Genomic DNA, 14,853 nt, shown 5'->3' on the forward strand with positions numbered 1-14,853 from the left:
TGTCAGTAGTCGAGCAGGGATTCTTCCAGCCGCTCAATTTCGATCAGCATTTTGTCCACAAACTTGAGCTTGCGAACGGTGTCGGCGGCCGTGTCAAAATCCTGCTGCCCGTATTGGGCGGCAAATTCCTGATGAAGCTCGGCCCGGGCCGCCAGGATGGTTTTGCGCATGGTGTCGATGCCGTCGGCATCTTCCACGTCCATCAGGGCTTCGCGCCATTCCATCTGCTGCATCAAAAAAGCCGTGTCCTTGAGGGTACGGCTTTCATCGGCCAGTTCGAGGCCATTAAGACTCAGCAGGTATTCGGCGCGGCGGGTAGCGTGGCGCAGGGTGTCGAAGGCGTCGTTCAGCAATGCCGTTTTGGCCAAGGCTTGAGCGCGGTCGCGCTCAGAGCCGGAGGCAAAACGGTCAGGATGCAGGGCGGCTGCCAGCCGACGATAGCGGCTGGCCAGCTCATCCTTGTCCAGTTCAAACCCTTCGGGCAGATCAAAGAGCGCAAAGTGGTTAGACGGTGAAGGACTCGCCACAGCCACACTCCCCTTTGGTGTTGGGATTGTTGAACTGGAAGCCTTCGTTGAGGCCTTCCTTGACGAAATCCAACTCGGTGCCGTCGAGATACACCAGGCTCTTCTGGTCGACAATCACCTTGACGCCGTGATCTTCGAAGATCTCGTCGTCGGTATTGGTATCGTCTACAAACTCCAGCACATAAGCCAGGCCACTACAGCCGGTGGTACGCACGCCCAGGCGCACGCCCACCCCCTTGCCGCGATTGGCCAGGAAGGTCGAAACCCGTTTGGCGGCTGTCTCGGTCAAGGTAATGGCCATTTATGCCAGCCCCTTCTTGCTCTTGTAGTCGGCGATGGCGGCCTTGATGGCGTCTTCGGCGAGGATGGAGCAGTGAATTTTCACCGGGGGCAGCGCCAGTTCTTCGGCGATGGAGGTGTTTTTCAAGGTCTCGGCTTCGGCGATGGACTTGCCCTTAACCCACTCTGTTACCAGGGAGCTGGAGGCAATGGCGCTGCCGCAACCGTAGGTCTTGAATTTGGCGTCTTCGATGATGCCGTCGTCGTTGATCTTCAGCTGCAGCTTCATTACGTCGCCACAAGCCGGAGCGCCGACCATACCGGTAGCAATGCTGGGATCGTTCTTGTCGAAAGAGCCCACGTTGCGGGGGTTTTCGTAGTGGTCAATGACCTTTTCACTGTATGCCATGATAAGGCTCCTTAAATCTTAGTGAGCGACCCAGGCGACCGATTCGAGGTCGACACCGTCTTTGTACATTTCCCACAGCGGCGACATTTCGCGCAGGCGGCCAATGGCGTCTTTCACACAGCTGATGGTGTAGTCGACGTCCTCTTCGGTAGTGAAGCGGCCGATGGAAAAGCGAATGGAGCTGTGGGCCAGTTCGTCGTTACGGCCGATGGCGCGCAGCACGTAAGACGGCTCAAGGCTCGCGGAAGTACAGGCAGACCCAGACGACACGGCCAGGTCTTTAAGGGCCATCATCAGAGATTCGCCTTCAACAAAGTTGAAGCTGATGTTGATGATGCCGGGCACGTGACGGTCCAAAGTGCCGTTGAGGTGCACTTCTTCGATATCTTTAACCCCTTCCCAAAGCTTGTTGCGAAGGGCGCTGATGCGCTCGCCTTCAGCGGCCAGCTCTGCCTTGGCAATGCGGGCGGCTTCGCCCATGCCCACGATCTGGTGGGTCGCCAGGGTGCCGGAGCGCATACCGCGCTCGTGGCCGCCACCATGGGTTTGGGCTTCGATGCGGATGCGGGGCTTGCGGCGCACATATAGGGCACCGATACCTTTGGGGCCATACATTTTGTGGCCGGAAAGGGACATCAGGTCGATTTTAAGTTCGTTGAGATCAACCGGGATCTTACCAGCGCTCTGGGCGGCGTCGACGTGGAAGATCACGCCTTTGCTGCGGCACAGCTCGCCGATAGCAGCCACGTCCTGAATGACGCCCAGCTCGTTGTTCACGTGCATGAGAGACACCAGCACGGTGTCATCGCGCAAAGCGCCTTCAATTTGCTCAACCGGGTGCAGGCCGTCTTCGTTGGGCACCAGGTAGGTTACCTCGAAGCCTTCGCGCTCGAGCTGACGGCAAGTATCCAGAACGGCCTTGTGCTCAATCTTGGAGGTAATGATGTGCTTGCCCTTTTTCTGGTAGAAGTGGGCTGCGCCTTTGATGGCCAGGTTGTCGGATTCGGTGGCGCCGGAGGTGAATACGATTTCACGGGGGTCGGCACCGATCAGGTCGGCGATGTTGGCACGGGCCTCTTCTACCGCCTCTTCGGCTTGCCAGCCGAAACGGTGGGACCGAGACGCGGGGTTACCGAAATAACCGTCCATCGTCAGGTATTGCATCATTTTTTCTGCAACGCGGGGGTCTACCGGGGTAGTGGCCGCGTAATCCAGATAGATTGGAAGCTTCATTGCGTTCTCCGTTACTGCCTCGCCACGCTCACAATTGGCATTGCACGGTTATGCTGTCTTTTTGATGGCGGCTTTCCTGACGGGTGGCCACCTTACGAATTTCCTTGCGGGCAACCAGGTCAGCCAGGGTAATACCATCTAAGAAATGGCTGATTTGATCGCTCAAGTTTGACCACAACGAGTGGGTCAAACACTGACTACCTCCATGGCAGTCAGCCTTGCCTTGACACTTGGTGGCATCGACGGACTCGTCGACGGCCAGGATCACCTGGCCCACGCTTATCTGGTCAAGTTCCTTGCCCAGGCGATAACCACCGCCGGGGCCACGTACGCTGGACACCAGGTCCTGGCGACGCAGCCGAGAGAAAAGCTGCTCCAGATAGGACAACGAGATCCCCTGGCGCTCGGAAATATCGGCGAGCGAAACAGGGCCTTCGTCGGCGTGCAGCGCCAAGTCAAGCATGGCGGTGACGGCGTAACGTCCTTTGGATGTCAGTCTCATCAGTACAACCGGCCTTAGTGAATGATGGGGCTATTTTCCCAAACCTGACTAAATTGGTCAACTATTAGCGAGGCCGATTGGCCTCATCGTTAAATACTGGGGTCGAACCGCTCCAGATCCTTATGGCGTTTGTCGGCGGCTTCTTTCTCGTCACCGGCAAATTCTTCCAGATCCAGTTGGGGCAGTTCCTTCTCACACACATTGCCGCCCAAATCGTTGATGGCTTTGCACATGGTGGAGAATTTGGAGTCCATGACATGGACATGGTCGAGCAGCGCGCCGATGGCCTTGGCCACCGGGTCGGGGTTGTCCTGGGAGACGGCGTAAGCGTCAAAACCGTATTTTTTGGCCATCATCTGGCGCTGCTCTGAGGTGTGAAAATCCTGCTGCGCCACAATGCGGCCCGGAATACCGATGGCGGTAGCGCCGGCTGGTACGTCCTTGATAACCACGGCGTTGGAGCCGATGCGGGCGTTGTCGCCAATCATCAACGGCCCCAGCACCTTGGCACCGGCGCCAATCACCACCCCGTTACCCAAGGTGGGGTGGCGCTTACCGGCCTTCCAGGAAGTGCCGCCGAGGGTAACCCCGTGATAGAGGGTGCAGTCGTCGCCAATCTCGGCTGTTTCGCCAATCACCACGCCCATGCCGTGGTCGATAAAGAAACGCCGGCCAATGCGGGCGCCGGGGTGGATCTCGATACCGGTCAAAAAGCGATTGGTGTTGGACACTGCCCTTGCCAGCCATTTGGCGTTGCGCTGCCAAAGCCAATGGGCAATGCGGTGCCACCACACAGCATGGAGGCCCGGGTAGCTGGTAAAGACCTCAAAGGCGTTGCGGGCCGCCGGGTCGCGGTCGAATACGCTGTCGATGTCTTCTTTGATTCGTTGCCAGATCCCCATATCAGTCTCTCTTGAGGCGCAAAACAGAAGAAAGGATACCGCGCAGAATGTTGAGCTCGTGCTCGTCGGGGCGGGTACGGGTAAAGAGGCAGCGCAGCTTTTCCATCACCTTGCCTTGGTGAGCCTTGATAAGGAAACCGCTGTGATCAAGCGCCTGTTCCAGGTGCTGGTAAAAGCCCTCCATTGCCTCGGCAGGGGGATAGACCGTTTGGTCCAGCTCGTCGGCCTTTGGGGCAGCGCTTAAATAGGCCATGCGCATTTCATAGCAAAGGATCTGCACGGCCTGGGCTAGGTTTAGCGAGCTGTATTCGGGGTTGGCATCGATGCAGACATGAAAATGGCACTGCTGCAGCTCGTCGTTGGTCAGGCCGCTACGCTCGCGGCCAAAAACAAACGCCACCTCCCCTTGCTGGCCTTCGAGTTGGGCTTTTTCACCCAGTTCGCGGGGGCTTAACATGGGCCAGGGCAAGGTGCGGGAGCGGGCACTGGTGCCAGCCACCAGGGCGCAGCCACCAATGGCATCAAGCAAGGTAGGAACGATGGTGACATCGCGCAGCACATCGGTAGCGCCAGCAGCCAGGGCCGATGCCTGACCGTCCACCTCACATTGGGGGTCGACCAGATAAAGACGGGATAAACCCATGGTTTTCATGGCGCGGGCAACGGAACCAATGTTGCCAGAATGGGTGGTACCCACCAGTACGATACGGACCTTGTCTAACATTACCTGAGTGCAGCAGTCGGAAAAGGAGAGGCAGTGTACCACAAGCAAATTTGAGCAGCGCCGCTTTTCTTTTCCTCCTACCCTTGCTAGAATTCGCGCCCGCCATTTCCGGCCCGTTCTTTTTCAATTGGTGAGTCGCTTATGCATCCGATGCTGAATATCGCGGTACGCGCTGCGCGTGCTGCCGGCACCTTTGTCGCAAAGTCTTTCGAGCAACCTGAGAAGATTGAAGCTCAGGTAAAAGGTACCAATGACTGGGTAACCAACATAGACAAAGAGGCTGAGCGCCTCATCATTGATACCATCAAGAAGTCTTACCCTGACCACGCTTTTGTGGGCGAAGAAGGCGGTGCTCAAGGTGAAAGCGACTACCAGTGGGTGATCGATCCTCTGGATGGCACCACCAACTTCCTGCGCGGCATTCCGCATTTCTGCGTCTCTATCGCCCTGCGCGTCAAAGGCAAAACCGAACAAGCCGTGGTTTTTGACCCCATTCGTGGCGAGATCTTCACTGCCAGCCGCGGCATGGGCGCCCAGCTCAACGGCAAGCGCCTGCGGGTATCGGCCGTTAAAGAACTGAACGGAACCATCCTGGCCACCGGCCTGCCCTTCAAACAGCGTCAGCACTACAACAGCTACATGGCCCTGTTTACCGCCATCTTTGAAAAAGCTGCCGACGTGCGCCGCAGCGGCTCTGCCGCTCTGGACCTTAGCTACCTGGCCGCTGGCCGTATTGACGGTTTCTTCGAGCTGGGCCTCAAGCCCTGGGACATCGCCGCAGGCGAACTTATCGCCCGTGAAGCCGGCGCCATTGTTACCGATTTTTCCGGCGGCCACGACTACTTCAAGAGCGGTAACATTGTTGCTGCCCCGGCGCGGATGCTGCCGGCCCTGCTGGGCACCATCAAGCCGCTGCTGACCGACGCAATCGCCAAATAAGTTATTGTGTCGTCACAAAAAAGCCGCTCAATTGAGCGGCTTTTTACTTTATAACAACCTTCTTAATTTATTCTTAAGATTCGCCCTATCCAATGCACGCTCGCTGTTCTATCGAGCCCTGCCATGCGTTCATTGTCGCTGCGTTTTATCCTTGCTTCCCTAACCCTGTTAACCCTTAGCCGCCTTGGCCTTGCCCTGTGGCTCTGGCCCCGCGTCGAGGCTGCCGGCGGCCTGTGGCCGGTTATCCTGGGAGGCTGGCGCATCGACCTTAGCCTGCTGGCGCTGCTTTGCCTCATCCCGCTGCTGCTATCTTGCTGGCTTGGCCATCGCCGCTGGCCCACTGTCTTTGCCGCCTGGTGGTATCGGTTGTGCTTTTTTGCACTGGCCTTTATGGAGATAGCCACGCCGCAGTTCATCCTCGAATACGATACCCGTCCCAACCGCTTGTTCTTTGAATACCTGGTCAGCCCCCATGAAGTCTTTGCCATGCTCTGGGAAGGTTACAAAGGAGTATTGGCCGTCAGTTTTATCCTGCTGGCACTGGTGGCCTGGCTGGCCGTGAAAGCCTTGCCGGTTAAAACCGACGCTAGGGCTTTGCCATGGGCAGGGCGCATCGGCGGTTCGGTGGCACTGTTTCTGCTTTGCTTTTTAGCGGCGCGCGGCACGCTGGAACACAGGCCCATCAACCCCTCGCTGGTGGCCTTCAGTGATGACAGACTGGTCAATACCCTGGCGCTAGATTCCTTCTACAGCACCGCTTTTGCCGCTTATCAGCTTAAAAACGAGAGCTTTGCCGGCGGCGCCTACGGCAAGATGGACCAGCAAGAAGTGATTCGACGAGTCCGCACCCTGGCAGGGCTAAGCCCCAATGCCCAAGACCCGGCCATGCCGAGCCTGCATTATCAGCAGGCCAGCCATGCTCCGGCCAAGCCGCTTAATATCGTGATGATTGTCGAGGAATCCCTGGGCGCCCAATTTGTGGGTAGCCTCGGCGGGCAAGACTTGACCCCCAATCTCGACAAACTGGCGGGCGAAGGCTGGTGGTTCAAGCAGGCTTATGCCACCGGCACCCGCTCAGTGCGGGGCCTTGAGGCGCTCACCACCGGCTTTTATCCCACACCGGCGCGAGCGGTATTAAAGCTGCCCAGAGCCCAGAGCGGCTTCTTCACCCTGGCGAGCCTTTTAAAGCAGTACGGGTATCACAGCCGCTTTGTCTATGGCGGTGAATCCCATTTTGACAACATGAAGAACTTCTTCCTGGGGAACGGCTTTGACGAAATCCATGACCGGGCCAAGTTCACCAACCCCACTTTTGTCGGCTCCTGGGGCGCCAGCGACGAAGACATGTTCCGCGAGTTGGATAACCTGCTGAGCCAAGACCGTCAGCCGACCCTGACCGTGGCCTTTTCGGTGTCCAACCACAGCCCTTATGAATATCCCAAAGGCCGCATCCAGCCCCAGGGCGACCCGGCCAGCCGCGCCAACGGCGCCCGCTATGCCGATTGGGCCATCGGCCAATTCTTTGCCAAAGCCAAGACCCAGGCTTATTGGGACAACACCGTCTTTTTGGTGGTGGCCGACCACGACTCGCGGGTGTATGGCGCCAATGCTGTGCCGGTGCCGCACTTTCATATCCCAGCGCTAATCCTCGGTAAGGGCGTTGCGCCCCGCCAGGATGAGCGCATCGTCAGCCAGGTCGACATGGCCCCTACCCTGCTGTCTTTGGCGGGGATCAGCAGCGCCAACCCCATGCTGGGGCAAGATCTCACCCGCCACAGCCCCGATCGCGCCTTGATGCAGTACGGCGACACCTTTGGATATTTGAAGGGAGACTTGCTGACAGTACTGCGCTTTAACAAAGCGCCGGAGCAATACCGCTATCAGGGCGGTCAGCTGCTTGCCCAGCCCCAGCTATCTTCAAAAGAGACTAAAGACGCCCTGGCTCTTGCCCTTTGGCCCAGCATTGCCTACCGCCAGGGTTATTACGCCCAAGTCTCGCAACGTCAGGCCGAAAAACTGCAACTGGCAGCCAAGCCCTGAAACGATAATCACCTCCTTAGGAGATGGTTTTACTCTAAAAAAGAGGACCTTTGAAGGTCCTTTTTCATCGTCGGCTATGCAATTAGAAACCACGCCTACCCAAGTTGGGCAAAACTCCGAAGAGTTTTTGCGTCGCCATTCAAAGTTGAAGTCGTGGTTACTTGTTGGGTCCCTGATGATTGGTTAGACAACCGTAGTCATCCTCTGCTTAAATCATGCCGATGGTTAGAACGCTTTATTGACCAACTCAGGGAACAGCTCGTTGAACATCAAATTGCACGCTAACGCGGCCACCACGCCCAAGGTCCGACAATACATCCAACAATCGACCCAGTCGGTCGCGGCCTTGGCCAAGGAGCTGGGGGTGTCTGAAACCACCATCCGGCGCTGGAAGCACCGCGATAGCGCGCAGGACCGGTCGCACACCGCCCACAACCTGCAAACCCATCTCAACCCGGTACAGGAATGGCTTATCGTCGAGCTGCGTAAGACACTGCTCTTGCCGCTCGACGACTTGCTGACCGTGGTGCGTCGCTTCATCTACCCTGAGCTGTCCCGGTCGGCACTGGACCGCTGCCTGCGCCGTAACGGCGTCGGCAACCTCAAGGCGCTGCTGCCGGACACCGAGCCCAAGCCATCCCCCAAGTCGTTCAAGGACTATGAACCTGGCTACGTCCATGTCGATGTGAAGTACCTGCCGCAGATGCCCGATGAAACGCGCCGCCAATACCTGTTCGTCGCCATTGACCGGGCCACCCGCTGGGTGTACCTGGAGGTTATGAAAGACAAGACCGCTGCTTCGGCCAGCCGCTTCCTGAGCCATCTTACCCGCCAGGCCCCCTTCAAAGTCCGTATCGTGCTGACCGACAACGGCAAGGAGTTCACTGACCGCTTCTGCGCGACCGGCCAGAGAGAGCCCACCGGCGAGCATGGGTTTGACCAAGTGTGTGCCGGCCAACAGATAGAGCACCGCCTCATCAAACCTCGCCATCCACAGACCAACGGCATGGTTGAACGCTTCAACGGCCGCATCGCCGTGTTGCTGAAAGAAAACCGTTTCGCATCAGCCGAGGATTTGGCGGCCACCCTGGACCGCTACCAGCGGCTATACAATCAATTCATTCCACAGAAAGCGTTGAGTCATATGACACCGCTGGATAAGCTCAAAGCGTATTACCAAGAGTCACCCGCGTTATTTCGGATAAGACCAGTCAATCGTCCGGGACCTGACAGTTACTTATTCAATATTTGAATGACTTAACATTTGCTCTTTAAAACAACATATCCTGCAAATTAAACGTAAGAAGAAACTGGTGGAGCATAAAAAACCGGCTTTCGCCGGCTTTTTACTGATGGGTTTGATTACTAGACCGTTCCATATGCCGCATCGCCTCTTGGCTTTGTTCTTCGGCAGCTTTGATCTCTTCTGGTGTGCGGCACACGCGCTTGGTGATGTTGCTGCCCAGAGGCTTGGTAAATTGGCAGATAAGATGCGGTTTGTTGTCATCGGCCTTAGCGGCAGCAGTGGCCTTGTTGGTGGCCTTTGCTTTGGTGTTGGCGTGACTATCGATGGTGGCTTGCTGGGCGCAGCCGGCCAGGGCCAGCATCAGCAAAGGGAGAAAACGTACTGCGTTCATGGGGATCCCTCTTTGTTAAAGGCCTAATCTAACAAAGAAAAAGGGGCCATCGGCCCCTTTTATCAATTGCTTACAAATTAAGGCAGCGGGTCCAAGTCGGCCCCTTCCTTTTCCACTACAGTCGGCATCAAATCTTCTTTGCTCAGGCCCATTTTCAGCGCCACGGCAGATGCCACATAGATAGAAGAATAGGTACCAACGGTAATACCCATCAGCAGCGCCGCCGCAAAGGCGTGGATCACCGGGCCGCCTACCGCGAAGATGGCGATAACCACAAACAGGGTAGTGGCGGAGGTCATGATGGTCCGGCTGAGGGTAAAGGTCAGGGCGTTGTTGGTGATCTCAATCGGGGTGCCTTTACGCATTTTGCGAAAGTTCTCCCGGATACGGTCAAACACCACGATGGTGTCGTTCAGGGAGTAACCGATCACCGTCAGCACCGCTGCCAGAACGGTAAGGTCAAACTCGATACCCAGCAGCGAGAAAAAGCCCAAGGTGATGGTCACGTCGTGAAAGAGCGCCACCACCGAGCCTAGCGCCAGTTTCCACTCAAACCGCACCGACACGTACAGCAGGATACACAGCAGTGCCACAAACACAGCCAGGCCACCCTGCTCTACCAGTTCATTACCCACAGAGGGGCCAACGAACTCGATACGTTTGAGGGTAACGTCGTCACCGCTTTTAGCCTTGAGGTTTGCCACCAGGCGATCGCCCAGGCTAGACGATTTGGCTTCGTCCTGAGGAGGCATACGAATAAGCACGTCACGGCTGGTGCCAAAAAACTGCACCGAGGGCTCGCCAAAACCGCTTTGCTGCAGCTCGCTGCGCACCTTTTCCAGGTCTGCCGGACGGGCAAAATTCACCTCAATCAGGGTACCGCCGGTAAAGTCCAGGCCCCAGCTCAGGCCCTTGACTACCAACACGCCAATGGAAGAGGCGACCAATACCAGCGACAAAATGGCCGCTGGCAGGCGCATCTTCATAAAGTTGACGTCGCTTTTAAAATTAAAAAACTGCATGACGTCTCCTTAGATGGACAGCTTCTCAACACGGCGACCGCCGTAGATGAGGTTGATGACGGCACGGGTACCGACAATGGCGGTAAACATGGAGGTCAAGATACCGATGGCCAGGGTCACCGCGAAGCCTTTAACAGGCCCGGAGCCGATACCGAACAGGATAAGGGCGGTGATCATGGTGGTGATGTTGGCGTCGGCAATGGTGGACAAAGCGTTGGAATAGCCGTTATGAATGGCTTTTTGCACCCCGACACCAGCGTTCAGCTCTTCACGAATACGCTCGAATATCAGTACGTTGGCATCCACCGACATCCCCACCGTCAACACGATACCGGCGATACCCGGCAGCGTCAGGGTGGCCCCCGGAATAAGGGACATGATGCCGACAATCAACACCACGTTCATCACCAGGGCCAGGTTCGCCACCAAACCGAAGGCGCGGTAGTAAATGGCCATGAAGATAAGGATGGCAATTGAACCGTAAATCAGGGAGTTCATGCCGTCCTGGATGTTCTGGGCACCCAAAGACGGCCCAACGGTGCGCTCTTCCACGATCTGGATGGGTGCCAACAGGGCACCGGCACGCAGCAGCAAAGAGAGGTTGTGGGCTTCTTGGGGGGTGTTGATACCGGTGATGCGGAAACTGCGGCCCAGGCGCGCCTGAATGGTCGCTACCTGGATGACTTCTTCAACCTTTTTCAAGGTCGGCTTGCCATCGGGGCCTTTCTCGCCGGTTGGTTTGTACTCGATAAACACCGTGGCCATCGGCTTGCCGATGTTGTCCTTGGTGGCGCGGCTCATCATGTCGCCGCCTTGGGAATCGAGCTTGATGTTGACCTGGGGACGCTGGTATTCATCAAAGCCCGATTGGGCGTCTTGAATATGGTCACCGGTCAGCATGATGCGTTTTTCAGCCAGCACCGGGCGGCCGTCACGGCTCTTATAGAGCACGGAGCCGGGCGGTACGTGGCCGTTCAGGGCATCACCTAGGTCGTGCTGGGTATCCACCAGGTGGAATTCCAGGGTAGCGGTAGCACCCAAGATTTCTTTGGCGCGGGCGGTGTCCTGCACGCCGGGCAGTTCAACCAGGATACGGTCGGTGCCTTGGCGCTGCACCAGAGGCTCTGCCACACCCAACTCGTTCACCCGGTTACGGATGATGGTGATGTTCTGGCTAAGGGCGTACTCGCGAATTTCCTTGATGCGAGTCGGGGTGAGGGTCAGCACCACATCTTTGCCGTCACGGTCGACCTGGTAATCGGTGCCGGCACTTTTCTTGAGGAAAGTCTCGGCTTGCTCGGCAGTCTCGTCGTCACGCAAAGTGACCTTGATTTTGCCCTCGCCGATGCGGCGAATACCGGTATAGCGCAGCTTTTCTTCACGCAGGTTGGTGCGCAAATCGGTCTGCAGGTCGTTCTCGGCCTTGGTGATGGCCTCGGGCATGTCCACCTGCATCAAGAAGTGCACGCCGCCACGCAGGTCAAGACCCAGCTTCATGGGGCTGGCATGCACATCGCGCAACCAGGCCGGTGTGGCGGGCGCCAGGTTCAGCGCCACGCTGTAATCGTCACCCATGGCCTTGGTCACTACTTCCTGGGCTTTTAGCTGGGTTTCAGTGTCACTGAAACGGGCCAGGAGCAGGCCGTTTTCAACGGCGATAGACTTGGCAGTGATGCCGTCTTCTTTGAGGGCTGCACGCACCTTGTCCAGGGTGCTGTTGTCGACAACAGCGCTACGAACCCCGGAAACCTGTATGGCAGGGTCCTCACCGTAAAGGTTTGGCGCCGCATACAGGAACCCGATGACGACCACAACGATCAGCATCAGGTATTTCCACAGCGGGTATTTGTTCAACACACCAGCTTTCCTTCTGTTTTTGTTATTAGAGCGACTTCATGGTGCCCTTGGGCAGCACAGCCTGTACGGCGGCTTTCTGGACAGTCACTTCGGTGGTGTCGTTCAGAGCGATAACGAGGAAGTCTTTATCGTCTTCTACCTTGGCGATACGGCCGATCAGGCCGCCGTTGGTCAGCACTTCGTCACCTTTTTTCAGGTTGCCCATCAGGTTTTTGTGCTCTTTGACACGTTTGGCCTGGGGACGATAAATCATGAAATAGAAAATGGCGCCAAACAGCACCAGCATGATGATGAGCTGCAAACCGCCGCCTTGTTGACCGGCCGCGCCAGTGCTGGCGAACGCAGAATTAATGAACATAACGTCTCCTAAAGGTTATTAAAGTGCGGGTACTTCCATACCCTTGCGCTCGTAAAAGTCTTTTACAAAGGCGTCTAATCTACCTTGCTCTATGGCACCCCGCAAACCTTCCATCACCCTCTGGTAATACCGAAGGTTATGTATGGTATTTAGGCGGGCACCGAGGATCTCGTTACAGCGATCCAGGTGATGCAGATAGGCCTTGGAATAATGCTTGCAGGTGTAGCAATCGCACTCGCCGTCCAGGGGGCTGGTGTCACTGCGGTGCTTGGCATTACGAATTTTGATGACACCTTCGGTTACAAAAAGGTGGCCGTTACGGGCATTACGGGTAGGCATAACGCAATCGAACATATCGATGCCGCGGCGCACCCCTTCCACCAGATCTTCGGGCTTCCCCACCCCCATCAGGTAACGGGGTTTGTCGGCCGGCAGCTGCGGGTTTACATGGCTCAAAATGCGGTGCATGTCGTCCTTGGGCTCACCCACCGCCAGGCCGCCAACGGCGTAGCCGTCAAAGCCAATTTCGGTCAGGCCCTTGATGGACACATCGCGCAAATCCTCATACACCGAGCCCTGGATAATGCCAAAGAGAGCATTGGGGTTTTCCAATTTGTCGAAATGATCGCGCGAGCGTTTGGCCCAGCGCAGGCTCATTTCCATGGATTTTTTAGCTTCGTCATGGGTGGCCGGGTATGGGGTGCACTCATCGAAGATCATCACGATGTCAGAACCGAGATCGGTCTGAATTTCCATGGACTTTTCCGGGTCCAGGAAGATTTTGTCGCCATTGATGGGGTTACGAAAATGCACGCCAGCTTCGGTGATCTTACGAATATCCCCCAGGCTAAATACCTGAAAACCGCCGGAATCGGTAAGAATGGGGCCATGCCAGTGCATGAAATCGTGCAAATCGCCGTGGGCTTTCATCACGTCCTGGCCTGGGCGCAGCCACAGGTGGAAGGTGTTACCCAGCAGAATTTCGGCGCCGGTGTCGGCCACTTCTTCCGGGGTCATGCCCTTGACGGTGCCGTAGGTGCCCACCGGCATAAAGGCCGGGGTTTGCACCGTACCGCGCTCGAAAACCAACTGGCCACGGCGAGCCTGGCCATCGGTGTTAAAGAGTTCGTATTTCATTGCTGCTCCTGGGAATCTGGAAAAACAGTCCAGCCCCTTACGCCCCTGGGCCCTTGGCCTCGGGGTTTTTGGTGATAAACATGGCATCGCCATAAGAAAAGAAGCGGTAACGCTCAGCCACCGCCTCGCGGTAGGCCGCCAGGGTTTCGTTGTAACCGGCAAAGGCGCTCACCAGCATGATCAGGGTGCTTTCGGGCAGGTGAAAGTTGGTCACCAAGCCATCCACCACCAAAAAGCGGTAACCGGGGTAGATAAAGATATCGGTGTCGCTGGCAAAAGGTGCCAATTCGGTGCCGGCCTTCTGGGCGGCCTGGGCGGCAGACTCGAGGCTTCGCACCGAGGTGGTACCCACTGCAATCACCCGCCCGCCTCGCGCTTTACAGGCATTAACGGCGTCCACCACCGCTTGCGGCACTTCGGCGTACTCGCTGTGCATCTTGTGCTCGAAGATGTTGTCGGCCCGCACCGGCTGAAAGGTGCCAGCCCCTACGTGCAGGGTCACAAAAGCGGTTTCCACCCCTTTGGCGCGGATTTTCTCCAGCAGCGGCTCGTCAAAATGCAGGCCAGCGGTAGGAGCCGCCACGGCGCCAGGCTTTTCGTTATAAACGGTCTGGTAGCGCTCGCGGTCGGCGGCGTCATCAGGGCGGTCGATATAAGGCGGCAGCGGCATGTGGCCAATGCGCTCCAAAATGCTCAGCACCGTTTCTTCGCCGTCAAAAACCAGCTCAAACAGGGCGTCGTGGCGGGCAGCCATGGTGGCGGTAACGCCGTCATCAAACACCAGGGCGCTGCCTTCCTTGGGCGATTTACTGGAGCGCACATGGGCCAGCACCCGCTTGTCGTCCAGCACCCGCTCCACCAGCGCCTCAATCTTGCCGCCGGAGGCCTTCTGGCCAAAGAGCCGGGCCGGAATAACCCGGGTGTTGTTAAACACCAACAAGTCGCCGGGCTCAAGCTGACCGAGCAGATCGGTAAAGTGGCGGTGAGCAACGCTGCCGGTAGGGCCATCGAGCATCAGCAGCCGGCTGGCACTGCGCTCCGGCATGGGGTGGCGGGCGATGAGGTCTTCGGGCAAGTCAAAATGAAAGTCGGCGCGTTGCATGGCAGGTAATACGGGTTAAAGGGGGCAGTAGTTTACCTTCTGAGCGGCCGCGAAGCCAGTTTTGACGCAGCCTGGCGCGGCCAGGGTGCGGGTATGGCGGCTCACGCATTGTTGTAATTTTACTACAAAAAGCTTGCCTGAAGGGTACTGCGATGGGTAAGCTACGAATTATGTCATCATTGGAC

At 57.1% G+C, this 14,853-nt stretch carries 16 protein-coding genes; 3 read left to right on the forward strand and 13 right to left on the reverse strand.

Annotation, left to right across the window (positions count from 1 at the left end):
* Window positions 1–2: 2 nt before the first annotated feature.
* From hscB to trmJ, 7 genes are all read right to left on the reverse strand, one after another.
* On the reverse strand, window positions 3–527 hold the full coding sequence (hscB, locus tag EDC28_RS06750; RefSeq protein ID WP_050657243.1) for a Fe-S protein assembly co-chaperone HscB: 525 nt from the start codon (window positions 525–527) through the stop codon (window positions 3–5).
* Window positions 505–828, reverse strand: a complete 324-nt coding sequence (iscA, locus tag EDC28_RS06755) for an iron-sulfur cluster assembly protein IscA (protein ID WP_050657242.1) — start codon at window positions 826–828, stop codon at window positions 505–507. Before iscA ends, hscB begins: the two co-directional genes overlap by 23 nt.
* Window positions 829–1,215, reverse strand: coding sequence for a Fe-S cluster assembly scaffold IscU (gene iscU, locus EDC28_RS06760; RefSeq protein WP_050657241.1), 387 nt, complete (start codon window positions 1,213–1,215; stop codon window positions 829–831).
* Window positions 1,216–1,233: 18 nt separating this feature from the next.
* Window positions 1,234–2,448, reverse strand: a complete 1,215-nt coding sequence (locus EDC28_RS06765; RefSeq protein WP_050657240.1) for an IscS subfamily cysteine desulfurase — start codon at window positions 2,446–2,448, stop codon at window positions 1,234–1,236.
* A gap of 28 nt (window positions 2,449–2,476) precedes the next feature.
* The gene (iscR, locus tag EDC28_RS06770) at window positions 2,477–2,950 is read right to left on the reverse strand and encodes a Fe-S cluster assembly transcriptional regulator IscR (RefSeq protein WP_050657239.1); all 474 of its coding nucleotides are present in this window, start codon (window positions 2,948–2,950) and stop codon (window positions 2,477–2,479) included.
* A gap of 89 nt (window positions 2,951–3,039) precedes the next feature.
* Window positions 3,040–3,852, reverse strand: coding sequence for a serine O-acetyltransferase (gene cysE / locus EDC28_RS06775; RefSeq protein WP_123421079.1), 813 nt, complete (start codon window positions 3,850–3,852; stop codon window positions 3,040–3,042).
* A gap of 1 nt (window position 3,853) precedes the next feature.
* Window positions 3,854–4,576 carry a tRNA (cytosine(32)/uridine(32)-2'-O)-methyltransferase TrmJ gene (trmJ, locus tag EDC28_RS06780; RefSeq protein WP_050657237.1) on the reverse strand — a complete coding sequence of 241 codons (723 nt, stop codon included), beginning with the start codon at window positions 4,574–4,576 and terminating at the stop codon, window positions 3,854–3,856.
* A gap of 141 nt (window positions 4,577–4,717) precedes the next feature.
* Between trmJ and suhB the strand changes: the two genes are divergently transcribed.
* The 3 genes from suhB (at window position 4,718) to EDC28_RS06795 (ending at window position 8,807) form a co-directional block, all read left to right on the forward strand.
* On the forward strand, window positions 4,718–5,515 hold the full coding sequence (gene suhB, locus EDC28_RS06785; RefSeq protein WP_050657236.1) for an inositol-1-monophosphatase: 798 nt from the start codon (window positions 4,718–4,720) through the stop codon (window positions 5,513–5,515).
* A gap of 123 nt (window positions 5,516–5,638) precedes the next feature.
* Window positions 5,639–7,555 (forward strand): LTA synthase family protein, encoded by a 1,917-nt coding sequence (locus tag EDC28_RS06790; protein WP_123421080.1) that lies wholly within the window; start codon window positions 5,639–5,641, stop codon window positions 7,553–7,555.
* 262 nt (window positions 7,556–7,817) lie between these two features.
* Entirely contained in the window at window positions 7,818–8,807 is a 990-nt protein-coding gene (locus EDC28_RS06795; RefSeq protein WP_123421081.1) for an IS481 family transposase, read from the forward strand.
* A 94-nt stretch (window positions 8,808–8,901) separates the two neighbouring features.
* On the opposite strand, the gene EDC28_RS06800 is transcribed toward EDC28_RS06795, so the two are convergent.
* The 6 genes from EDC28_RS06800 to queA all read right to left on the reverse strand — a co-directional run bounded on the left by EDC28_RS06800 (window position 8,902) and on the right by queA (window position 14,668).
* Window positions 8,902–9,192 (reverse strand): hypothetical protein, encoded by a 291-nt coding sequence (locus tag EDC28_RS06800; protein ID WP_050657232.1) that lies wholly within the window; start codon window positions 9,190–9,192, stop codon window positions 8,902–8,904.
* 77 nt (window positions 9,193–9,269) lie between these two features.
* Complete coding sequence (gene secF, locus EDC28_RS06805; protein ID WP_050657231.1) at window positions 9,270–10,214, reverse strand: protein translocase subunit SecF; 945 nt, start codon at window positions 10,212–10,214, stop codon at window positions 9,270–9,272.
* A 9-nt stretch (window positions 10,215–10,223) separates the two neighbouring features.
* Entirely contained in the window at window positions 10,224–12,071 is a 1,848-nt protein-coding gene (secD, locus tag EDC28_RS06810) for a protein translocase subunit SecD (RefSeq protein ID WP_050657230.1), read from the reverse strand.
* Window positions 12,072–12,096: 25 nt separating this feature from the next.
* Window positions 12,097–12,429, reverse strand: coding sequence for a preprotein translocase subunit YajC (gene yajC, locus EDC28_RS06815; protein ID WP_050657229.1), 333 nt, complete (start codon window positions 12,427–12,429; stop codon window positions 12,097–12,099).
* 18 nt (window positions 12,430–12,447) lie between these two features.
* A complete protein-coding gene (tgt, locus tag EDC28_RS06820) occupies window positions 12,448–13,566 on the reverse strand; it encodes a tRNA guanosine(34) transglycosylase Tgt (protein ID WP_050657228.1) in 1,119 nt (372 codons plus the stop codon).
* Window positions 13,567–13,603: 37 nt separating this feature from the next.
* The gene (gene queA, locus EDC28_RS06825) at window positions 13,604–14,668 is read right to left on the reverse strand and encodes a tRNA preQ1(34) S-adenosylmethionine ribosyltransferase-isomerase QueA (RefSeq protein WP_123421082.1); all 1,065 of its coding nucleotides are present in this window, start codon (window positions 14,666–14,668) and stop codon (window positions 13,604–13,606) included.
* Window positions 14,669–14,853 lie beyond the last annotated feature (185 nt).

This window comes from Gallaecimonas pentaromativorans (assembly GCF_003751625.1).
GTDB classification, from domain to species: Bacteria; Pseudomonadota; Gammaproteobacteria; order Enterobacterales; family Gallaecimonadaceae; genus Gallaecimonas; species Gallaecimonas pentaromativorans.